This is a genomic window from Paracidovorax cattleyae (assembly GCF_900104515.1).
Classification (GTDB): domain Bacteria; phylum Pseudomonadota; class Gammaproteobacteria; order Burkholderiales; family Burkholderiaceae_C; genus Paracidovorax; species Paracidovorax cattleyae.
This window is the reverse complement of record NZ_FNJL01000012.1, coordinates 114,705-134,858: the sequence shown is the minus strand read 5'-3', so window position 1 is coordinate 134,858 and position 20,154 is coordinate 114,705. Positions and strand designations below refer to the sequence as shown.

The 20,154-nt window shown below is 68.0% G+C and carries 21 protein-coding genes; 15 read left to right on the top strand and 6 right to left on the bottom strand.

Going from position 1 to position 20,154, the window contains the following annotated elements; all coding sequences use genetic code 11:
- Positions 1 to 16 precede the first annotated feature (16 nt).
- Together BLR05_RS12025 and BLR05_RS12020 are read right to left on the bottom strand one after the other, a co-directional pair.
- Positions 17 to 757: a DsbC family protein gene (locus tag BLR05_RS12025; protein ID WP_092834707.1), complete on the bottom strand. Its 741-nt coding sequence runs from the start codon at positions 755 to 757 to the stop codon at positions 17 to 19.
- A gap of 77 nt (positions 758 to 834) precedes the next feature.
- The gene (locus BLR05_RS12020) at positions 835 to 1,986 is read right to left on the bottom strand and encodes an FAD-dependent monooxygenase (RefSeq protein WP_092834706.1); all 1,152 of its coding nucleotides are present in this window, start codon (positions 1,984 to 1,986) and stop codon (positions 835 to 837) included.
- Positions 1,987 to 2,077: 91 nt separating this feature from the next.
- Here BLR05_RS12020 and BLR05_RS12015 point away from each other — a divergent pair, with 91 nt between their 5' ends.
- The 6 genes from BLR05_RS12015 (at position 2,078) to rarD (ending at position 7,636) form a co-directional block, all read left to right on the top strand.
- Positions 2,078 to 2,947, top strand: coding sequence for an MOSC domain-containing protein (locus tag BLR05_RS12015; protein ID WP_092834705.1), 870 nt, complete (start codon positions 2,078 to 2,080; stop codon positions 2,945 to 2,947).
- An 82-nt stretch (positions 2,948 to 3,029) separates the two neighbouring features.
- Positions 3,030 to 4,124, top strand: coding sequence for a redox-regulated ATPase YchF (ychF, locus tag BLR05_RS12010; RefSeq protein WP_092834704.1), 1,095 nt, complete (start codon positions 3,030 to 3,032; stop codon positions 4,122 to 4,124).
- A gap of 19 nt (positions 4,125 to 4,143) precedes the next feature.
- Entirely contained in the window at positions 4,144 to 5,349 is a 1,206-nt protein-coding gene (locus BLR05_RS12005) for an AAA family ATPase (RefSeq protein WP_092834703.1), read from the top strand.
- Complete coding sequence (locus BLR05_RS12000; protein ID WP_092834702.1) at positions 5,346 to 5,939, top strand: DUF4276 family protein; 594 nt, start codon at positions 5,346 to 5,348, stop codon at positions 5,937 to 5,939. Before BLR05_RS12005 ends, BLR05_RS12000 begins: the two co-directional genes overlap by 4 nt.
- A gap of 194 nt (positions 5,940 to 6,133) precedes the next feature.
- Positions 6,134 to 6,748, top strand: a complete 615-nt coding sequence (locus BLR05_RS11995; RefSeq protein WP_225978933.1) for an HPP family protein — start codon at positions 6,134 to 6,136, stop codon at positions 6,746 to 6,748.
- A 9-nt stretch (positions 6,749 to 6,757) separates the two neighbouring features.
- On the top strand, positions 6,758 to 7,636 hold the full coding sequence (rarD, locus tag BLR05_RS11990; protein ID WP_092834701.1) for an EamA family transporter RarD: 879 nt from the start codon (positions 6,758 to 6,760) through the stop codon (positions 7,634 to 7,636).
- Positions 7,637 to 7,666: 30 nt separating this feature from the next.
- On the opposite strand, the gene BLR05_RS11985 is transcribed toward rarD, so the two are convergent.
- Complete coding sequence (locus BLR05_RS11985; protein ID WP_092834700.1) at positions 7,667 to 8,149, bottom strand: YqaA family protein; 483 nt, start codon at positions 8,147 to 8,149, stop codon at positions 7,667 to 7,669.
- Positions 8,150 to 8,429: 280 nt separating this feature from the next.
- Between BLR05_RS11985 and BLR05_RS11980 the strand changes: the two genes are divergently transcribed.
- From BLR05_RS11980 to purH, 4 genes are all read left to right on the top strand, one after another.
- A complete protein-coding gene (locus BLR05_RS11980; RefSeq protein WP_092834699.1) occupies positions 8,430 to 9,704 on the top strand; it encodes a GGDEF domain-containing protein in 1,275 nt (424 codons plus the stop codon).
- A 115-nt stretch (positions 9,705 to 9,819) separates the two neighbouring features.
- Positions 9,820 to 10,881 carry a tRNA dihydrouridine synthase DusB gene (gene dusB / locus BLR05_RS11975; RefSeq protein ID WP_092834698.1) on the top strand — a complete coding sequence of 354 codons (1,062 nt, stop codon included), beginning with the start codon at positions 9,820 to 9,822 and terminating at the stop codon, positions 10,879 to 10,881.
- A complete protein-coding gene (locus BLR05_RS11970; RefSeq protein WP_011794051.1) occupies positions 10,878 to 11,111 on the top strand; it encodes a Fis family transcriptional regulator in 234 nt (77 codons plus the stop codon). Before dusB ends, BLR05_RS11970 begins: the two co-directional genes overlap by 4 nt.
- 29 nt (positions 11,112 to 11,140) lie before the next feature.
- Positions 11,141 to 12,742, top strand: coding sequence for a bifunctional phosphoribosylaminoimidazolecarboxamide formyltransferase/IMP cyclohydrolase (gene purH / locus BLR05_RS11965; protein ID WP_092834697.1), 1,602 nt, complete (start codon positions 11,141 to 11,143; stop codon positions 12,740 to 12,742).
- Positions 12,743 to 12,775: 33 nt separating this feature from the next.
- On the opposite strand, the gene BLR05_RS11960 is transcribed toward purH, so the two are convergent.
- The 3 genes from BLR05_RS11960 to thiD form a co-directional block, all read right to left on the bottom strand.
- The gene (locus BLR05_RS11960; RefSeq protein WP_092834696.1) at positions 12,776 to 13,798 is read right to left on the bottom strand and encodes a pectate lyase; all 1,023 of its coding nucleotides are present in this window, start codon (positions 13,796 to 13,798) and stop codon (positions 12,776 to 12,778) included.
- Between the two features lie 165 nt (positions 13,799 to 13,963).
- On the bottom strand, positions 13,964 to 15,277 hold the full coding sequence (hemL, locus tag BLR05_RS11955) for a glutamate-1-semialdehyde 2,1-aminomutase (protein ID WP_092834695.1): 1,314 nt from the start codon (positions 15,275 to 15,277) through the stop codon (positions 13,964 to 13,966).
- Entirely contained in the window at positions 15,261 to 16,217 is a 957-nt protein-coding gene (thiD, locus tag BLR05_RS11950) for a bifunctional hydroxymethylpyrimidine kinase/phosphomethylpyrimidine kinase (RefSeq protein ID WP_092834694.1), read from the bottom strand. The genes hemL and thiD overlap by 17 nt, the downstream gene beginning before the upstream one ends.
- Before the next feature lie 94 nt (positions 16,218 to 16,311).
- Here thiD and BLR05_RS11945 point away from each other — a divergent pair, with 94 nt between their 5' ends.
- From BLR05_RS11945 to BLR05_RS11925, 5 genes are read left to right on the top strand one after another with little or no spacing between them, the layout of a single operon-like run.
- Positions 16,312 to 16,485, top strand: a complete 174-nt coding sequence (locus BLR05_RS11945; RefSeq protein WP_011794056.1) for a rubredoxin — start codon at positions 16,312 to 16,314, stop codon at positions 16,483 to 16,485.
- A gap of 43 nt (positions 16,486 to 16,528) precedes the next feature.
- The gene (locus tag BLR05_RS11940) at positions 16,529 to 16,939 is read left to right on the top strand and encodes a response regulator (protein WP_011794057.1); all 411 of its coding nucleotides are present in this window, start codon (positions 16,529 to 16,531) and stop codon (positions 16,937 to 16,939) included.
- Positions 16,939 to 17,304, top strand: coding sequence for a response regulator (locus tag BLR05_RS11935; RefSeq protein WP_011794058.1), 366 nt, complete (start codon positions 16,939 to 16,941; stop codon positions 17,302 to 17,304). Before BLR05_RS11940 ends, BLR05_RS11935 begins: the two co-directional genes overlap by 1 nt.
- Positions 17,305 to 17,320: 16 nt before the next feature.
- Positions 17,321 to 17,848, top strand: coding sequence for a chemotaxis protein CheW (locus BLR05_RS11930; RefSeq protein ID WP_092834693.1), 528 nt, complete (start codon positions 17,321 to 17,323; stop codon positions 17,846 to 17,848).
- A gap of 30 nt (positions 17,849 to 17,878) precedes the next feature.
- Complete coding sequence (locus BLR05_RS11925) at positions 17,879 to 20,116, top strand: methyl-accepting chemotaxis protein (RefSeq protein ID WP_092834692.1); 2,238 nt, start codon at positions 17,879 to 17,881, stop codon at positions 20,114 to 20,116.
- The last annotated feature ends 38 nt before the right edge of the window (positions 20,117 to 20,154 follow it).

The window sequence follows — 20,154 nt, the reverse complement described above, 5'->3', positions numbered from 1 at the left end:
GAGGGGCGGGGAAAGTTCAGTTCGCGGCGGGGGCGGCGCCGGAGCCCGATCCCGCGTCGGCGAGGCGCTTTTCCACCTCGCGCGCGTCGATGGCGCCCGGCACGCGCGAGCCGTCGGTGAAGATCAGCGTGGGCGTGCCGGTGATCTTGTGCTTCTTGCCGAAGGCCAGGTTGCGCTGCACGGCGGCCGTGTCGCAGCTCGCGGCCGGCGTGGTCTTGTCGCGCACCATGTGGTCCTGCCATGCGGCCGCCCGGTCCTTGGAGCACCAGATGTTGCGCGACTTCTCGGCCGAATCGGGGCTCAGGATGGGGTAGAGGAAGAGATAGACCGTCACGTTGTCCACGTTCTGCAGGTCCTTCTCGAAGCGCTTGCAGTAGCCGCAGTTCGGATCCTCGAACACCGCGAGCTTGCGCTGGCCGTTGCCGCGCACGATGGTGAACGCGTCCTGGAGCGGCAGGGAGGCGAAATCCACCGCCGTGAGCTTGTTGATGCGGTCCTCGGTGAGGTTGCGGCGCGCCTTGGTGTCGATCAGTTCGCCCTGGATGAGGTAGTTGCCCTTGGCGTCGGTGTAGAACACATCGGTGCCGATGCGCACCTCGTACAGGCCCTGCATGGGCGTGGCACGCACCTCGTCGATGTTCTGCAGCTGCGGGATGCGGCTGCCCAGGGTCTTGCGGATCGCCGATTCCTGGGCGTGGGCGCCGAAGCCGAGGGTGAGCGCGGCGGCGCCGGCGAGCAGGGCGGGGATCAGTTTCATGGTGTTCCTTCGTGATGCGTGAATCTCTGGGGATGGGCGGCACGGCGGCCTTCGCATCCCGGGATGGAAGCGTGCCGTCAGCCCAGGCCCATGGCCTGGCGCGTCACCCAGTCCTTCAGGGGGCCGCTGCGCTCGAACCCGCGCATGCCCCAGTTGCGCAGCCAGGGTACGGGCCCCTCGTGGCGCGAGAAGAGTTGCTGCAGGCTGTCCATGGCCCAGCCCATCGGCAGCAGCGCGGCCTTGCGCTCGCGCTCGTAGCGGCGCAGCAGGCGCTGGTCCGCCACGCCGCGCCAGTAATCGCGCTCGCGCAGCACGCGGGCCAGGGCCTGGGCATCGGCCAGGCCCAGGTTCAGCCCCTGGCCGGCCAGCGGATGCACGGTGTGCGCGGCATCGCCCGCGAGCGCCCAGCTGCGGGCCGGCGCCTTCGCGGACGTACCGGGCGCGAAGGCCGGCATCGGGCCGCACCAGCGGTCGGCACGGGCCTGCTGCAGCGGCCACGCGTCCCGGGGAGCGTCCAGCGTAAGGGCGCCCAGCGTGTCCAGGCTGGCGGAGCGGATGCGTTGTTCGAAATCGGAGGGTTCCATGGCCAGGAGGCGTTGCGCCTCGTCCTGCCGTACGGACCACACCACGGCCACGGAGTTCCCTTCCGGTCCTCCGAGGGGCAGGAAGGCCAGGATGCCGTCGGGCAGGAACCACTGGCGCGCCACCTGGCTGTGGGGTCGCTCGCAGCGCAGCCGCGTGGCCACCGCATGCTGGCCGTAGGGCACCTCGGCGTAGTGCACGCCGAATTCCTCGCGCGTGCGGCTCGCGCGGCCTTCGCAGACCACGGTGAGCGCGGCCTGCACGGGGGCATCGACCACCTCCACCTGCGGCTGGAAGCGCACGGCGTCGGCCAGGCGGGATTCCAGCGCGGGCACATCGACGATCCAGGCCAGCGCCTCGGTGGCGGGATGGCGACCGGCGTCGAAGGTGACCTCGCCGCCCATGTCGCCGTGCACGTCCATGCGCAGCACCGGCGTGGCGTGTTCCGCGCCGGGCCAGCTGCGCACGGATTCCAGGAGCGCGCGCGAGGCGGTGTTGAGCGCGTAGGCCCGCACGTCGGTGCCTTTGGCCGCAGGGGCCGGCCCCGGGACCAGGGCCACGCGCAGGCGCTCACGCGCGAGAAGCAGGGACAGCGCGCGGCCCACCACGCCAGCGCCGCGAATACAGACATCGAAGGTTTGCGCCATGCGGCCATTGTAGGAGCCGGCCCGTGCCCGGCCGTGCGAAGGCACAATCGCCGCTTCCCCTTTCCCCACCGCGCTACCCGGAGACCTCCGCGTGACCTTCCGCACCGACCGCGACCTGGGCGGCACCCTCTCCCGCCTGTTCATCCACCCCGTCAAGTCCTGCGCGGCCATCGCCGTGCCCGAGGCCCTGCTCACGCCCACCGGGCTGGAGTGGGACCGGACCTGGATGGTGGTCGATGCGGCGGGCGAATTTCTCACCCAGCGCACCGTGCCGCGCATGGCCCTGGTGCGGCCGCAGCTGGACGCGCAGGCGATGGCGCTGCACGCGCCCGGCATGCCGGTGCTGCGCGTGCCCCTGCAGTCCGCCGGGCCGGTGGCGCAGGTGCGCGTCTGGGACGATGCCGTGCCCGCCCGGGACGCGGGCGAGGAGGCCGCGCGGTGGTTCTCGGAATGCCTGGGCCTCTCCTGCCGCCTGGCGCGATTCGACCCGGCCCACCGCCGGCTCTCCAGCCTGCGCTGGACGGACGGGGTGGAGGCGCCCAACCAGTTCGCCGACGCCTACCCCGTGCTGCTGGCCAGCGAGGCCTCGCTGCAGGAGCTCAACGTGCGGCTGAAGACGGCGGGCGCGCCGGCCGCCGCGATGGAGCGGTTCAGGGCCAACATCGTCATCGACGGCGTGGAGGCGCACGACGAGGACCGCATCGACGGCCTGCACATCGACGCGAATGGCGGCCCCGCCTGCCTGCGGCCGGTCAAGCCCTGCACGCGCTGCCCGATCCCCGACATTGACCCGGCCACGGCCGAGAGCACCCCGGACGTGGGCGACACCCTGCGCGCCTACCGGCAGGACCGCCGCGTGAACGGCGCCATCACCTTCGGCATGAACGCCATCGTGCTCGAAGGGGCCGGCCGCGTGCTGCGCGTGGGCCAGCGCATCGCGGCCGACTGGCGCTTCGACTGACCCCTCCGGGCCGGGCGGGCCGGCAGGGACATGGCCGCCCGGTAAAATCGCCGGTTTTCCCCAGAACCCTGAAAGCCCTGCCATGAGCCTGAAATGCGGCATCGTGGGCCTGCCCAACGTCGGCAAGTCCACCCTCTTCAACGCCCTGACCAAGGCCGGCATCGCGGCCGAGAACTACCCCTTCTGCACCATCGAGCCCAACACCGGCGTGGTGGAAGTGCCCGATCCCCGCCTGCAGCAGCTGGCCGGCATCATCACCCCCGAGCGCATCGTGCCGGCCATCGTCGAGTTCGTGGACATCGCCGGCCTGGTGGCGGGAGCCTCCAAGGGCGAAGGCCTGGGCAACCAGTTCCTGGCCCACATCCGCGAGACCGACGCCATCGTCAACGTGGTGCGCTGCTTCGAGGACCCGAACGTGATCCACGTGGCCGGCCGCGTGGACCCGATCGCCGACATCGAGGTCATCCAGACCGAGCTGTGCCTGGCCGACCTGGCCACGGTGGAAAAGGCCCTGAACCGCTACAGCAAGGCCGCCAAGAGCGGCAACGACAAGGAAGCCGCCAAGCTGGTCTCGCTGCTCAATCCCATCCAGGCCGCGCTCGACGAAGGCAAGCCCGCGCGCACGGTGCCCGTCAGCAAGGAAGACGCGCCTCTGCTCAAGCAGTTCTGCCTCATCACCGCCAAGCCGGCGATGTTCGTGGGCAACGTGGCCGAGGACGGCTTCGAGAACAACCCGCTGCTCGACCGCCTCAAGGAATACGCCGCCGCGCAGAACGCCCCCGTGGTGGCCATCTGCGCCAAGATCGAATCCGAGATGAGCGAGATGAGCGACGAGGACCGCGACCTGTTCCTGGCCGAAATGGGCCAGGACGAGCCCGGCCTGAACCGCCTGATCCGCGCCGGCTTCAAGCTGCTGGGCCTGCAGACCTACTTCACCGCCGGCGTGAAGGAAGTGCGCGCCTGGACCGTGCCCGTGGGCGCCACCGCGCCCCAGGCCGCCGGCGTGATCCACGGCGACTTCGAGCGCGGCTTCATCCGCGCCCAGACCATCGCCTTCGACGACTTCATCGCCTTCAAGGGCGAGCAGGGCGCCAAGGACGCGGGCAAGATGCGGGCGGAAGGCAAGGAATACGTCGTCAAGGATGGGGACGTGATGAATTTCCTGTTCAACGTTTAATGCAGTCCTCGGAGCAGCAATGCCACAGACCGTTTTCATTCAGCGTGTCGTTCTCCGGAACTACAAGAGCATTGGCAACTGTGATGTGTGCTTGCAGCCCCTGACGTACCTCGTCGGACAGAACGGTGCGGGTAAAAGCAATTTTCTAGATGCGCTGCACTTCGTCCGCGATGCGTTGGCTGGCTCACTTGACAATGCCATCAACGAGCGCGGAGGTTTGAACGAGGTGCGACGCCGTTCCAGCGGGCATCCCACGCATTTCGGCATCCGGCTTGAGTTCGTGCTGCCAGACAGCCGCAGCGGGTGGTATGCATTCAATATCGGTGCGATGGCCAGTGGTGGCTATGAAGTGCAGCATGAAGAGTGTGTTATCGGTGGGATCGGCAAAGGCCCGTTCTTTCGCACTGATAAAGGACGTCTGCGCGACAGCAGTGAAACCACTTTCCCTGCCGTGACGGCGGATCGACTCGCGCTGGTGGCCGCATCGGGTTTCACGGTATTCCGGCCGGTATTTGATGCCTTGACCTGCATGGGCTTCTACAACCTCAATCCCAAGCTCATGCGGGAAATGCAGAAGCCGCAGGATGGGCGCCTGCTCAAGCCTGTGGGTGAAAACATCGCCAGCGTCATCGGGCATCTGGAGCGAATAGCTCCCGACCGGGTGGAGATGATCCGGGAATACCTGCAGTCCGTCGTGCCCATGGTGCACGGCATGGAGCGCAAGTCGATCGGACCCATGGAGACTTTGGAGTTTCGCCAGGATATGGCGGGCTCGCCTCATCCCTGGAAATTTCTGGCTCAGAACATGTCCGATGGAACGCTGCGTGCATTGGGTGTTCTCACTGCATTGCTGCAGAGCAATGTTGATTACTCGCCAACGTTGATCGGAATCGAAGAGCCCGAGACGGCACTTCATCCCGCAGCCAGTGCGGCGCTGCGTGAAGTTCTTACCCATGCAGCGCAAACTACGCAGGTTCTCGTGACCAGCCACAGCCCCGACCTGCTTGACCATCAAGGGATAGACGCCAATGCGATCCTTGCCGTGATATCCGAGGGTGGTGAGACAAAAATCGCTCCACTGGATGAAGCGGCTCGAAGCATGCTGAAGGATCATCTTTTCTCTCCAGGTGAATTGCTTCGTATGAACCAATTGGCGCCAGACCGTGCTGTCATCGACCGACAGAGAGCGGAGCAAATCGATCTTTTCGGCGAGACGAAGGCATGATTTCCATCGCCTCTATCGTCGAAGGCGATAGCGAGGTCATAGCCTTGCCCATCCTTTTGAGGCGGCTTGCCGGAGATCTGGAGCCCGCTGTTGCAGTGCAGCCTCTTCCCCCCATCCGGGTACGGCGTGATCGGTTTATTCAGCGCGAGGATGAGTTTCGCAAGCAGTTGCTTCTGGCCGCTGCGAAAAGCGGTGAGCAGGGCTGGATTCTGGTCGTTCTGGATGCTGACGACGATTGTCCGGCGCAACTTGGCCAACAGTTGCTTGCCCGGGCACAGAAGTACGTCCCCCATCGCCGAATTTCCGTCGTTCTCGCCAACCGCGAATTTGAAGCATGGTTCATCGCGGCGGCGTCTTCGCTGCAAGGTGCCCGTGGTTTCGCTGTGGAAGTCGATGAGCTGGTTGAGGCGGAAATCCCGCGCGACGCCAAAGGCTGGATGCGACGGCACATGAAAGGTGGGGTCTACCGGGAGATACTGGACCAGCCCGCGTTTGCCGCACGTATCGATCTGCAGCAAGCCCAGGACAACAGTCGCTCTTTCCGCAAGCTGTGCAAGGAATGGCAAACCCACATACAGATGCGCCAGTAAACAACATTGCGGATGGGTTTTGAAAAAACCCGTCACTCCATGCCCTGCCACCTGACCGCGCGCCTGCGCCGTGCGGCCCGCGCCCTCTGGCCTGCACCCATGCGGGTGGACGGCTGCGAGCGCCTGCGGATGGCCCTGGGCGCGCTGCTCGGCGTGCTGCTGGCCGGCCTGCTCAGCCGCTGGCTGGGAGGCCAGTGGGAGCATTGCCCTGGCTGGTCGCGCCGATCGGCGCAAGCGCGGTGCTGGTCTTCGGGGTGCCCGCGAGCCCGTTGGCCCAGCCCTGGCCGGTGGTGGGCGGCAATGCGCTCTCCGCCCTGGTGGGCGTGGCCTGCGCAGCGCTGGTGCCTGACCCGGCCCTGGCGGGCGCATTGGCCGTGGCGCTGGCGATCGCGCTCATGGTGCGGCTGCGCTGCCTGCATCCACCCGGCGGGGCGGCGGCGCTGTTCGTGGTGATGGCGCACGGCGCATCGCCGCAGTTCGCGTTCTTTCCCGTGATGACCAATTTCCCTACTGCTGGTGGCGGCGGGCATGGCGTGGCATGCGGCCACGTGCACCAGGGCATCGGCGAGCAACTGCGCGCGCTGGTTCGCCGCGTGGGCGCGGTGCGCTCCACCAAGCCGGAGGTGGTGGGCCAGATCATGACCCGGCAGGTGCGCGTGGTGAGCGAGCAGCGCCCGGCGCTGGAACTGGTGCCGCTGTTCACGGAAGACGGCCACCACCACATCCCCGTGATCGACGGGGAGCGGCGGCTTGTCGGCATCATCACCCAGTCTGACCTGGTGCGCGCTCTGCACCGGGCCGTGCGCTAGCATCGACCCATGCAGACCGGCATCCTCTACGCCACGCTCGCCTATGTGGCGTGGGGCATCTTCCCCGTGTACTTCCACCAGGTGGCCTCGGTGCCTGCGCTGGAGGTGGTGCTGCACCGCACGCTCTGGTCGATGGTGCTGCTGGCCGTGTTGCTCGCGGCGCGGCGACAGCTCGCCTGGGTGGCCGCGCTGCGCAGCCAGCCCCGGGTGGTCGCGGCCTTCCTGCTCTCGGCGCTGCTGCTGTCGGCCAACTGGCTGATCTATGTCTGGGCGGTGCACAACCAGCACGTGGTGGATGCGAGCCTGGGCTACTTCATCCTGCCGCTGGTGAACGTGGCCATGGGCTATGCCTTCCTGCACGAGCGCCCGCGCCCCGGGCAGTGGGTGGCGCTGGCCGTGGCCGCGGCCGGCGTGCTGTGGCTCACCGTGCAGGCCGGCCGCCTGCCCTGGATCGCGCTGGTGCTGGCCCTCACCTTCGGCTTCTACGGCCTGCTGCGCAAGACGGCGGTGCTGGGCGCCATGGAGGGCCTGGCCCTGGAGACGGCGCTGCTCGCGCCGCTGGCCGTGGGCGGCCTCGCCTGGCTGGGCTGGACAAAGCAGGCCGCCTGGTTGCATGCCGATGCGGCCACGCTGGGCTGGCTGGTCGCTGCCGGCCCGATCACCGCCATCCCGCTGCTGCTGTTCGCGGCAGGGGCGCGCCGCATTCCACTGGCGACGATGGGCGTGCTGCAGTACATCTCGCCCAGCCTGCAGTTCGCGCTGGGCGTGTGGCTGTTCGGCGAGGAGGTGCAGCCGGCCCGGCTGGCGGGCTTCGTGCTGATCTGGGCGGCGCTGGTGCTCTACACCCTGGAAGGCACCTTGCTGCGCCGGCGGGCGTCGGCGTCCTGAAGGTTCCGGTCTGCCACGGGCTGCCGCACCTCAGTGCACCATGACCTTGGGCCAGAGATAGAGCAGGCCGCCGGTCATGGCCAGGTAGCGCATGAACTTGCCCACGGCCATGCAGGCCACGCAGGGCCAGAACGGCAGTTTCAGCCAGCCCGCCACGGCGCAGAGCGGGTCGCCCACCACGGGCAGCCAGCTCAGCAGGCAGGCCTTGGGGCCGAAGCGCTTCAGCCAGGCAAGGGCGCGCACGTTGGTGTGCTCGCCGCGGGCCTTGTCCAACGCCTTGTGTGCGCCCAGGCCCATCCACCAGCTGACGGCGCCGCCCAGGGTGTTGCCCGCGGTCGCCACGAGGATGGTGGGCCAGAACAGCTGCGGGTTGAGCTGGATGAGTCCGAACACCGCCGGCTCCGAGCCCAGGGGCAGCAGCGTCGCGGAGATGAACGACACCACGAAGACCGTGCTGAGACCGTACTGGGGCAGCGCCAGCAGGTCCATGAGGTGTTGCATCCAGAGTTCCATAGCTGGCGCGAGTTTAGGGGTCGGTGGCGTGCCGGCGCTGTAGCCCGGCACGCCGTCGCGCTGTGGCGGACCGCCCTGCGGGCATAGCCGCCCTGCCGCACAGGCGGGCCGTTTGGAAGATTTGATAAGCTGCGCCCCCACATGGAGCGCACCTGCTCTACCTGCACGGCCGATCACCCTGTAACATTCAGTAAGACGATGTGCGCCGGCCGTAACATCTTTCAAGCAGTTCAAGCGTGCCAGGCAGTTCCCTGGCCGCATGGAGAGGGCATCCGTCGCTATGGGTCTTGCCAAATTGTGGGGGTCGCTGCAAACGCGCGGTCCTGAGCGTTTTTCCAATACGGAGGCGTTCTCTCCGAGCGAGGCCTTTTCCGAATTCGACGAATCCGCGCAGTTCCGCGGCTCGGACCTGCAGGCCGCGCGCATGCTCGAGCGCCGGCTGGGCCGGCCCTACCGCCGGATGGTGCCCGTGTTCCTGTGCGGGCTGTACCTGGTATGCACGCTGGCGTTCTATGCGCTGGGCATGGTGTCCGGGCCGCTGGTGCTGATGGTGGCGGCGCTGATCGCCTGCGGCATCGCGCTGGGCACGGCCTACATGCGCTTCGGCCACCCGGGCGAGGCGCCGGAGCCGGGGCGGGTGCGCGACCGGCAACTGCGCCTGCCGATCGTGGTGGCGTCCGCGGCCACCCTGCTGCTCGTCTTCTACCTGGAGCCCGTCACGCAGATCGCACTGGCGCCGTTCCTGTTCGTCGCCATGTCGTACGGACTGCTCACGCTGTCGCGCCGCACGGCCCTGCTGCTGTGCGGCGGCATCCTGGCCGGCTATGCCCTGGTGATGGGACTGCACTATGCCGAGCGCGAAAACGGCGTGCTGCTGCGCCTGGAGGCCCTGCATTTCGTGGCGCTCGCGCTGGCCCTGCCGGCCTATGTCCTGCTGATGGGGCGCGTGCGGCTGCTGCACCGGCTGCTGCAGAAGACCAGCAGCGAGATGAAGTCCATCGCGGAGAGCGCGCGCCTGGATGCGCTCGGCTGCCTGAACCGGCGCTCGATCCTCGCGGCGCTGGAAGAGCAGAAGCAACTGGCCGACGAGAGCGGCATCCCGCTGTGCCTGGCCGTGGTGGACCTGGACCATTTCAAGCGCATCAACGATGAAATGGGCCACCTGTGCGGCGACGAGGTGCTGCGCACCTTCTCGCAGCTGGCCCAGCAGATCGTGCGCGGCGACGATTTCTTCGGCCGCTACGGTGGGGAGGAGTTCCTGCTGATCTTCCCCGCCACGCCCCTGCTGCCGGCGCTCAATACCTGCGAGCGCATCCGCTCGCAGGTGGAGTCGCACGACTGGAAGGAGCCGCTGCGCGGGCGCGTCACGGTCTCGGTCGGCGTCACGCAGTACGTGCTGGGCGAATCCGTTCTGGAGTTCTTCTCGCGCGCCGACACCGCCATGTACCTCGCCAAGCAGGGCGGACGCAACCAGGTGGTGGTGCAGGAGCCCGTGGGGGCCTTCGCCCCCACCGAGGGCGGCGAGCTGAAGGTGCCGGCGCACGGCTATTTCTGAGCGCGCCGGGCAATGCCCGGGATCGCGTCCCCTGCTTTTCATTTGCTGAAAATTTAAGCAGGTACAATCCCGCCTCTTTTTTCTTCCGCCTGTTTTTTCAGCACTCCCACGCGCCATGCAGATCGGCCACATCCCCCTGGCGAACCGCCTCTTCGTCGCCCCCATGGCGGGGGTGACGGACCGGCCGTTCCGCCAGCTCTGCAAGGCCCTGGGCGCGGGCTACGCCGTGAGCGAGATGGTCACCTCGCGCAAGGACCTGTGGAACAGCCTGAAGACTTCTCGCCGGGCCAACCACGAAGGCGAGCCCGGCCCGATCGCCGTGCAGATCGCCGGCACCGATGCGACCATGATGTCCGAGGCCGCGCTCTACAACATCGACCGCGGCGCGGAGATCATCGACATCAACATGGGCTGCCCCGCCAAGAAGGTCTGCAACAAGTGGGCGGGCTCGGCCCTGATGCAGAACGAGGCGCTGGCCGTGGAGATTGCGCAGGCCGTGGTCGAGGCGTGCGCGCCGCGCAACGTGCCGGTCACGCTCAAGATGCGCACCGGCTGGTGCCAGCAGCACAGGAACGCGGTGCAGCTCGCGCGCGCCTTCGAAGACGTGGGCATCCAGATGTTGACGGTGCACGGCCGCACGCGCGAGCAGGGCTACAAGGGCCATGCCGAGTACGACACCATCGCCGCCGTGAAGGCCGCGGTGCGCGTGCCGGTGGTGGCCAATGGCGACATCGACTCGCCCGAAAAGGCGAAGGCGGTGCTCGCCGCCACGGGCGCCGACGCGATCATGATCGGCCGCGCGGCCCAGGGCCGGCCGTGGATCTTCCGCGAGATCGGCCACTACCTCGCCACGGGCGAGCACCTGGCGCCGCCGCTGGTGGCCGAGGTGCGGCGCCTGCTGCTGGACCACCTGCACGACCACTACGCCCTCTACGGCGAGGCCACGGGCGTGCGCAGCGCACGCAAGCACATCGCCTGGTACGTGCGCGCGCTGCCCGGCGGCGAGGCGTTCCGGCAGCACATCAACACCATCGACGACTGCGCCGCCCAGTGGGAGGCCGTCGCGCTGTTCTTCGAGGAACTGGGCCGGCACATGGACCGCCTCCCCGCGGCGCCGCCCGAGGGAACCGGCACGGATACCGACGATACGCAGGAACCACAAGGACTGCCCGCATGAGCAACAAGAACATCGAAGACTGCGTGCGCGAGAGCCTGCAGGGGTATTTCCGCGACCTCGGGGGCGAGACCCCCGACGGCATGTACGACATGCTCGTGCGCCTGGTCGAGAAGCCGCTGCTGGAGGTGGTGATGAACCACGCCGACAACAACCAGTCCCGCGCCGCCGAATGGCTGGGGCTGAACCGCAACACCCTGCGCAAGAAGCTCGTGGAGCACAAGCTGCTCTGACCGACCGAATCCACAACCTCCCCACCACCATGAACGCACTTCTCTCCGTCTCCGACAAGACCGGCATCGTCGAATTCGCCCGGGCGCTGCATGCCCTGGGCATCCGCCTGCTGTCCACCGGCGGCACCGCCAAGCTGCTGGCCGAGCAGGGCCTGCCCGTCACGGAAGTGGCCGAGGTGACGCAGTTCCCCGAGATGCTCGACGGCCGCGTGAAGACGCTGCATCCCAAGGTGCACGGCGGCCTGCTCGCGCGCCGCGAGCTGCCGGAGCACATGGCCGCGCTGAAGGAGCACGGCATCGACACCATCGACCTGCTGGTGGTGAACCTCTACCCCTTCGAGGCCACCGTGGCCAAGGCCGGCTGCACGCTGGCCGACGCCATCGAGAACATCGACATCGGCGGCCCGGCCATGGTGCGCAGCGCCGCCAAGAACTGGAAGGACGTGGGCGTGGTCACCTCGGCCGACCAGTACGACGCCGTGCTGGGTGAACTGAAGGCCGCGGGCAAGCTGTCCGACCAACTGCGCTTCGCGCTTTCGGTGGCCGCGTTCAACCGCATCGCCCAGTACGACGGCGCCATCAGCGACTATCTCTCGTCCGTCACCTTCGAGGCCGAGAAGCTGTCCGAGGCCTACGTGCCCGCGCGCAACCCCTTCCCTGGCCAGAGCAACGGCCAGTTCGTCAAGGTGCAGGACCTGCGCTACGGCGAGAACAGCCACCAGCAGGCGGCCCTCTACCGCGACCTGTACCCCGCGCCCGGCTCCATCGTCACGGGCGAGCAGCTGCAGGGCAAGGAACTCAGCTACAACAACATCGCCGATGCCGATGCCGCGTGGGAATGCGTGAAGAGCTTCGACGCCGCCGCCTGCGTGATCGTCAAGCATGCCAACCCCTGCGGCGTGGCCGTGGGCCTGGATGCCGCCGACGCCTACGGCAAGGCCTTCCAGACCGATCCCACCAGCGCCTTCGGCGGCATCATCGCCTTCAACCGCCCGGTGGACGGGGCCGCTGCGCAACTGGTCGTGAAGCAGTTCGTCGAAGTGCTGATGGCGCCCGAATTCACGCCCGAGGCGCTGGAAATCTTCAAGCCCAAGACCAACGTGCGCCTGCTGAAGATCGCGCTGCCGGAGCACAGGGGCACGACGGCCTGGAGCCGCGGCCGCAACGCCATGGACGCCAAGCGCATCGGCTCCGGCATGCTGCTGCAGACGGCCGACAACCACGAGCTGTCGCTGATGGACCTGAAGGTCGTCACCAAGAAGCAGCCCACGCTGGAAGAGATGGAAGACCTGCTCTTCGCCTGGAAGGTCGCCAAGTATGTCAAGAGCAACGCCATCGTCTTCTGCAAGGGCGGCATGACCATGGGCGTGGGCGCCGGCCAGATGAGCCGCCTCGACTCCGCGCGCATCGCCAGCATCAAGGCCGAGCACGCCAGGCTGTCGCTGCAAGGCACCGTGGTGGCGAGTGACGCCTTCTTCCCGTTCCGCGACGGCCTGGACGTGGTGGTGGATGCTGGCGCGACCTGCGTGATCCAGCCCGGCGGCTCCATGCGCGACCAGGAAGTGATCGACGCGGCCGATGAGCGCGGCGTCGCCATGGTGTTCAGCGGCGTGCGCCACTTCCGCCACTGAGGCAAGCCACCGCGGCGCCTGGCCGCGCAGATGTCAGACCGTCTGGATCGACTGGCGCACGCTGTGCGTGCCCTGCACGTTGGCGGGGTTGCCCTCCATCACGTTCACCGGCGTGCGGCCTCCGTCCACGTCGGTGTTGGCGATGTGCAGGGTGGACTGCCGGGAGTCGAAGCGGAAGAGGAAGGACTTCAGGTTCTGCGCGGTGGAGTCGGCGATGTCCACATGCGCGGTGATCGGGTAGCCGCCACGCGTGACGGCCAGCTGCCCGATCTGGTCCGCATAGATGCCGCGCAGCTTCAGGTCCACGTCGCCGTTGATCTGGATCGCCTTGTCGTGGCTGTTCTGGAACGACGAGTTCGTGATCTCCACGCGCGCCGGACCCGGGGAAATGCTCTTGGCCGAATCGCCGGCGCGCTGCGCATCCACGGCTCGGTTCTCCGTGCCGTCCACGGTGATGAAGTCGTCGTCCGTCTGCAGACCGTGCACGTTGTCGAGTTTGGCGTCGCCCAACAGGTGGATGCCGTCGCCGCCCTTGAACTGCAGGTTCTTCACGGACGCGCCGGGCTCCAGGATGAAGATCGGCAAGTGCGTCTCTGCCGTGCCGCCGCCGTTGAGCCCGGGGCCGGCGCTGAAGAGCCGGCCCTGGCCGTCGAAGGTCTGGCCGGCCTTCACGACGATGGGTTTGTCCACCTCCACGGTACCCGTCGGTGCGCCGACCTGCATGTTCGCGGGCGGCTTCGCGGCATGGGTCGTGGCGGCCGGGGTGCCCGTGCCGCGCTCCGTGCCGGCGCGGTTGGCATCGGTGTGCGCCACGGGCCGTTGCGCGGTATGCGAGGCCGGCTGTGCCGCCGCGGCAGGATGGCCTGCGGCGCTACCGCCGTCGCGGGGCGAGGGACGGGCTTCCCCGAGCATGCGTTTCAGAAGGCCTTCGAGCAGGGTGGCGATGTATTGCTGCAGCGCCGGGTTGCCGCGGTGCCAGGTCGCGGAGGTGGCCTGCTCCGATGCCGCGGCATGCCGTGTGGCCAGGGTGGACGAGGGGAGGGCGATGGGGTTCATGGAGGCTCGCGGTAAAAGGTGCGGCGCCGGGGCGCCTGGCCCGCCATGCCCGATGCATGGCGTTGCATCCACTCTGCACTCCAAACCGGCACACCCGTGCCGCCGCGCGAAGCGGCGGCTGCGCAACCGAAGCGCCACCGAAATGGGCCTCGGCCGCGGCCCGTGTCAGCCTGCGGAGATCAGGCGGAACACCTCGCGCGCAGCGGCGACGGTGTCGTCGATGTCCTGCGCGCTGTGGGCGTCGCTCACGAAGCCGGCCTCGTAGAGCGCAGGCGCGATGTACACGCCGCGGTCCAGCAGCCCGTGGAAGAGCGCGTTGAACCGCGCGCCGTCCGTGGTCATCACCGTCGGATAGTTCCGGGGCAGCTCCGGCAGCAGGAAGAAGCCGAACATGCCGCCTTCGCTGTCCGCGCAGAAGGGCACCCCTTCGGCGCGCGCGGCATCGGTCAGCCCGCCGGTCAGGGCCCGGGTGCGCTCGCCCAGCGCCTCGTAGAAGCCGGGGCTGGCGATCTCGCGCAGCGTGGCGAGGCCGCAGGCGGTGGCCACCGGGTTGCCCGACAGCGTACCGGCCTGGTACACCGGCCCGAGCGGAGCCAGTTGCTCCATGATCGCGCGTGGTCCACCGAAGGCCGCGAGCGGCATGCCGCCGCCGATCACCTTGCCGAGCACGGTGATGTCCGGCTTGAAGCCCGGAATGTCGCGGGCGTACACGCTCTGCGCGCTGCCCAGCGCCACGCGGAAGCCCGTCATCACCTCGTCGAACACCAGCAGCGCGCCGTGCTGCGTGCAGAGCTCGCGGCAGCGGCGCATGAAGGGCACGCTGGCGCGCACGAAATTCATGTTGCCGGCGATCGGCTCGATCATGAGCCCGGCGATCTCGCTGCCGTGCAGCGCGAAAGCCTCTTCGAGCTGGGCGATGTCGTTGTACTCCAGCACCAGCGTGTGCTGTACCACCTCGGCCGGCACCCCGGCACTGGTGGCGTGGCCGAAGGTGGCCAGACCGGAGCCGGCCTTGACCAGCAGCGCGTCGGCATGGCCGTGGTAGCAGCCGTTGAACTTGATGATCCTGCTGCGGCCGGTGGCGCCGCGCGCGAGCCGGATGGCGCTCATGCCGGCCTCGGTGCCCGAACTGACCAGGCGGATCATCTCCATGGAGGGCACGTGGCGCAGGATTTCCTCGGCCAGCTCGACCTCGCGTTCGGTGGGAGCGCCGAAGCTGAAGCCGTCCAGCGCGGCCTTCTGCACCGCTTCCAGCACGGCCGGATGGCCGTGGCCCAGGATCATGGGGCCCCAGGAGCCGATGTAGTCGATGAAGCGCTGGCCGTTGGCGTCCCAGAAGTAGGCGCCCTGGGCACGCTGCACGAAGCGGGGCGTGCCGCCCACCGCGCGGAAGGCGCGCACGGGCGAATTGACGCCGCCGGGGATGAGCGCCTTGGCGCGCTCGAAGAGGGGAAGGTTGAGGTCAGTGCTGGGTGTCATGGGGAGGCATCACGAAGCCGTCGGTGGACGTGGGATCGGTCCCGGGGTCGTCGTCGGGGTCTTCGCCGTCGTCATCGTCGTCCGGCTGGGCCCAGAACATCCGGTCGGGCAGGATGTGGCCCATGCCCGGCCGGAAACCGGCGTCCAGGCAGCGGTCGAGGTAGGTGAGCGCTTCGCTGGCCGCTTCGGCGAGGTCGTTGCCGCTGGCCACGAGCGCGGCGAGCGCGGCCGACAGCGTGTCGCCGGCGCCGGTGAAGGTGGCGTCGAACAGCTCGAAGCGCGTCGTGCCGAGCACGGTCTGCGCGGAGGTGAGCACGTTCTCGACATGCTGCTCGGGCGCGGGAATACCGGTGACGAGCAGGTAGGGCACCCCGAGTTCGGAGGCGGCCATGGCGAGGTCGCGCGCGGAGGGCTTGCGGTCGCTGGACCAGTCCGGCAGCAGCCAGCGCGAGAGCGTGCTGTAGTTGCCCACCAGCACGGATGTCTGGGGCAGCAGCAGTTCCTGGAATGCGTCGAGGTACTGGTCGATGAGGTCGTCGCGCCACCACGACAGGTTGGGCATGTAGGCAATCACCGGCACGTCGTCGTAGTCGGACGCGATGGAGGCGATGGCGCTGAGGTTCTCGGGGCTTCCGGCGAAGCCGACCTTGATCGCCTGCACCGTCAGGTCCTCGAGCACGCTGCGGGCCTGCTCGGCCACGGCCTCGTCGTCCAGTGCGTAGTGGTCGAACACCTGCGCGGTGTCGCGTACATATGCGCCGGTCACGACGGCCACCGCGTGCCCGCCCACGGAGGCGATGGTGGCGATGTCGCCCGTCAGGCCCCCCGCGCCGCTGGGGTCGCTGGCGTTGAAGGCCATCACGCAGATCGGGGCGCCGTCGTCGTCGTCGGTGCCGGGGGAGGGAGGAGAGGGGAGCTTGGAGGGGGAATCTGTGGTCATTGCGCCGCACCAGCGTAACGGTTGGCACGGAAGCTGCGTCCCGCGGTGATGTCTAGATACAATCGTTGCATTCTATGTGAAGGCCCCTTAAGCTGTGACGGACCCTAAAACCTGGATGTGCCTGATTTGCGGCTGGATATATGACGAAGCCGCAGGTTCGCCCGAGCACGGAATAGCGCCCCAGACCCGCTGGGAGGATGTGCCCATGAATTGGACATGTCCTGAATGCGGAGCACGCAAGGAAGACTTCGAAATGGTCCAGATCTGAGCGTGCCTCCGGCAAAAAGCGTCGTTTTTTACCATCATCAGCGGTGACGAAATTGACCCAGACCAGTGGCGCAACCTTCAAGGTGCTCGTCGTGGACGACAGCAACACCATCCGCCGTAGTGCCGAGATCTTCCTGAAGCAGGGAGGCCACGAGGTTCTTCTGGCGGACGACGGCTTCGACGCCCTGGCGAAGGTCAATGATTATCAACCCCAGTTGATTTTCTGCGACATCCTGATGCCGAAACTCGACGGCTACCAGACCTGCGCCATCATCAAGCGCAATGCGCGTTTCGCCGACACGCCCGTCGTCATGCTCTCGTCAAAAGACGGGGTATTCGACAAGGCGCGCGGCCGCATGGTGGGCTGCCAGGAATATCTCACCAAACCATTTACCAAAGACCAGCTGCTGAAAGCCGTTCAGCAGTTCGGTAATGCCCAACAAGGAGCGATGTAATGCCCATCCAGAAAGTTCTGGTTGTTGACGACTCGAAGACCGAGCTGATGTTCCTGACCGACCTGCTGCAGAAGAAGGGCATGCAGGTGCGCACCGCCGAGAACGCCGACGAAGCCTTCCGCCGCCTGGCCGAGGAAAAGCCCGACCTCATCCTGATGGACGTGGTCATGCCCGGTCAGAACGGCTTCCAGCTGACCCGCGCCATCAGCCGCGACCCGCAGTATGCCGACGTGCCCATCATCATGTGTACGAGCAAGAATCAGGAGACCGACCGGGTGTGGGGCATGCGCCAGGGTGCGCGCGGGTACATCACCAAGCCGGTGGATCCCGCGGAGCTGCAGGCCAAGATCGACGCGCTGAACTGATCCCGGCCGTCCGTCCATGGCCAATCGCGAAGCGCTCCGAGAACTCCAGACCCGGCTGGCGGCCCGATTGCAGGCCGCCCGGGTCGAGGGCTCGTCCGTGTCCTCCTGGCTGGCCGTGGAGTCGGCCGGCCGCCGTTTCCTGCTTCCCCTGGGCCAGTCCGGAGAGATCTTCCCCTGGACGGGCGTGCAGCCCGTTCCCTACACCCAGGGCTGGTTCCTGGGGGTCGCCAACCTGCGCGGATCGCTGATCGGCGTGGTGGATCTCGCGGGCCTGCTGGGACAGTCCGCCGCCCGCACCGAGCAGGCGCTCGGCGAGGCCAGCCTGCTCGTCCTGAACGCCGCGCTGGAGGTGAACGCGGCGCTGCTGGTCGACCGCCTCTCGGGCCTGCGCGGCACCGACGCCTTCGTGGACTCCTCGCCCCCGGGTGCCGACGCACCCCCGTACTTCGGCACCACCTACCTGGATGCCGAGGGGACCCCGTGGCAGGAACTGAACCTGCAGGCGCTCTCCCAACACCCCGCATTCCTCAGCATCAGCGCTTGAGCGCACCCCCTCTCTGAAGGCCGAACCATCATGTCCGTCGTGAATCCGTTTGCAAAACTCTTCGCTCGCAAGACCGCGGGAGATGCCTCTGCCGGCCAGGACTCGCTCGCGGCCGCCTCCTACCAGTCGGACGGCATGCAGAGCGTGCAGGGGGAGCCCTCGGCCCTTCCGCCGTCGCTGGAGGGCGAGGTCGCCGACGAGGACCTGATCTCGCTGCCCCTGCTCGGCCGCGCGACGGCGGCGGAGCACCAGCGCCGGCTGCTCGCATTGCTGGCCGTGGGTGTGGTGGTGCTGGCGCTGATCGCCGGCTGGGTGCTGAAGCAGGCGGACCGTTCCGCCCAGCAGCTCGCCGCCACCGGCCAGGCCCTGATGCAGTCGCAGCGGCTGGCGAAGTCGGTCTCGCAGGCGCTGGTCGGCAGCCCGCAGGCCTTCCCCGACGTGGTGGACAGCTCGGGCGTGCTGGTGCGCAACGTGCGCGCGCTGTCGTCCGGCGACGACGACCTGCGCGTGCAGGCCCTGGGCGAGCCGTTCAAGCCCGACCTGGAAACGATCACCCCGCTGATGGAGCGCGCGGAGCGCAATGCCGGCGTCGTGATGGGCCAGCAGAAGATCCTCACGCAGGTGGGCGACGCGCTGCGCACCATCAACCGGCAATCGTCCGACCTGCTGGAAATCGCCGAGACGATCTCCTCGCTCAAGCTGCAGCAGAACGCCCCCTCCACGGACATCTCCGCCGCGGGCCAGCTCGTGATGCTGACCCAGCGCATCGGCAAGTCCGCCAACGAATTCCAGACCACCGAGGGCGTGAGCCCCGAGGCCGTGTTCCTGCTGGGCAAGGACCTGAACTCCTTCCGCGAGATCGCCCAGGGCATGCTCGACGGCAGCAGCGAGCTGCGCCTGTCCGCCACGCGCGATCCGCAGACGCGCGAGCAGCTCGAGAACCTGATCAAGGTGTACGACCAGACCCGCACCCAGGCCGGCGCCATCCTCGGCAACCTGCAGGGCCTGGTGTCCGCCCGCGAGGCGCAGTCCGCCATCATCGCCGACAGCGAACCGCTGCGCCGCCAGCTGGAAGGCCTGCAGACCAAGCTCTCCGAACAGACGGGCCTGGGAGCCGGGCAACTGGCCGCCCTCGTGGCCGCCGGCCTGTTCGTGCTGCTGTGCGGCGTGGGCATCTCCCGCGTCCAGCTGATGGACAGCCGCACCCGCCAGGCCTCTGCCGAAATGCAGCAGCGCGACGCCCGCCGCCAGGAGCAGGAGGCCAAGCGCGTCAACGACGCCAACCAGGCCGCCATTCTGCGGCTCATGAACGAACTGCAGTCCGTCGCCGAGGGCGACCTGACGCAGGAGGCCACCGTGACGGAAGACATCACGGGCGCCATCGCCGACTCGGTCAACTACACGGTGGAAGAACTCCGCCAGCTGGTGGGCAGCGTGCAGAACACGGCCACCCGCGTGGCGCAGACGACGGCGCAGGTGGACAGCACCTCCACCGAACTGCTGGCCGCCTCCACCGAGCAGCTGCGCGAGATCCGCGAAACCGGCCGCTCGGTGCTCGACATGGCGACCCGAATCAATGAGGTGTCCGCGCAGGCGCAGGAATCTGCCGCAGTGGCGCGCCAGTCGCTGCAGGCGGCGGATTCCGGCCTGCAGGCCGTGCAGAACGCCATCGGCGGCATGAACTCCATCCGCGACCAGATCCAGGACACGTCCAAGCGGATCAAGCGGCTGGGCGAATCGTCGCAGGAGATCGGTGAAATCACCGAACTGATTTCCGACATTACCGAGCAGACGAACGTGCTGGCCCTGAACGCCGCCATCCAGGCCGCGTCGGCCGGCGAAGCGGGCCGCGGCTTCTCCGTCGTGGCGGAAGAAGTGCAGCGCCTGGCCGAGCGCTCCGCCGACGCCACGCGCCAGATCTCGGCGCTGGTGAAGGCCATTCAGACCGACACGCAGGACGCGGTGGCCGCCATGGAGCGCTCCACGCAGGGCGTGGTGGAAGGCGCGCGCCTGTCCGACTCCGCCGGCACGGCCCTGACCGAGATCGACCGCGTGTCGCGGCGCCTCGCCGAGCTGATCGAGCAGATTTCCTCCTCTGCCTCCCGCGAGGCCGAGCTGGCCAACGGCGTGGCCGACAACATCCAGCACATCTTCGCGGTGACCGAGCAGACCGGCGAAGGCACGCGCACCACGGCGCAGCAGGTGCGCGAACTCTCGCACATGGCCGAGGAGCTCCGCCAGTCGGTCGCGCGTTTCAAGATCGCCTGACGGGCCGGCCTGCAGCCAGCTAGCATCAACGAAACGGC

Bases quoted from the DNA above. Each gene is read 5' to 3' on its own strand.
- BLR05_RS12025 (WP_092834707.1), bottom strand. From the start codon at position 757: ATGAAACTGATCCCCGCCCTGCTCGCCGGCGCCGCCGCGCTCACCCTC.
- BLR05_RS12020 (WP_092834706.1), bottom strand. From the start codon at position 1,986: ATGGCGCAAACCTTCGATGTCTGTATTCGCGGCGCTGGCGTGGTGGGC.
- ychF (WP_092834704.1), top strand. From the start codon at position 3,030: ATGAGCCTGAAATGCGGCATCGTGGGCCTGCCCAACGTCGGCAAGTCC.
- BLR05_RS12005 (WP_092834703.1), top strand. From the start codon at position 4,144: ATGCCACAGACCGTTTTCATTCAGCGTGTCGTTCTCCGGAACTACAAG.
- BLR05_RS12000 (WP_092834702.1), top strand. From the start codon at position 5,346: ATGATTTCCATCGCCTCTATCGTCGAAGGCGATAGCGAGGTCATAGCC.
- rarD (WP_092834701.1), top strand. From the start codon at position 6,758: ATGCAGACCGGCATCCTCTACGCCACGCTCGCCTATGTGGCGTGGGGC.
- BLR05_RS11985 (WP_092834700.1), bottom strand. From the start codon at position 8,149: ATGGAACTCTGGATGCAACACCTCATGGACCTGCTGGCGCTGCCCCAG.
- BLR05_RS11980 (WP_092834699.1), top strand. From the start codon at position 8,430: ATGGGTCTTGCCAAATTGTGGGGGTCGCTGCAAACGCGCGGTCCTGAG.
- dusB (WP_092834698.1), top strand. From the start codon at position 9,820: ATGCAGATCGGCCACATCCCCCTGGCGAACCGCCTCTTCGTCGCCCCC.
- BLR05_RS11970 (WP_011794051.1), top strand. From the start codon at position 10,878: ATGAGCAACAAGAACATCGAAGACTGCGTGCGCGAGAGCCTGCAGGGG.
- purH (WP_092834697.1), top strand. From the start codon at position 11,141: ATGAACGCACTTCTCTCCGTCTCCGACAAGACCGGCATCGTCGAATTC.
- BLR05_RS11960 (WP_092834696.1), bottom strand. From the start codon at position 13,798: ATGAACCCCATCGCCCTCCCCTCGTCCACCCTGGCCACACGGCATGCC.
- hemL (WP_092834695.1), bottom strand. From the start codon at position 15,277: ATGACACCCAGCACTGACCTCAACCTTCCCCTCTTCGAGCGCGCCAAG.
- thiD (WP_092834694.1), bottom strand. From the start codon at position 16,217: ATGACCACAGATTCCCCCTCCAAGCTCCCCTCTCCTCCCTCCCCCGGC.
- BLR05_RS11935 (WP_011794058.1), top strand. From the start codon at position 16,939: ATGCCCATCCAGAAAGTTCTGGTTGTTGACGACTCGAAGACCGAGCTG.
- BLR05_RS11930 (WP_092834693.1), top strand. From the start codon at position 17,321: ATGGCCAATCGCGAAGCGCTCCGAGAACTCCAGACCCGGCTGGCGGCC.
- BLR05_RS11925 (WP_092834692.1), top strand. From the start codon at position 17,879: ATGTCCGTCGTGAATCCGTTTGCAAAACTCTTCGCTCGCAAGACCGCG.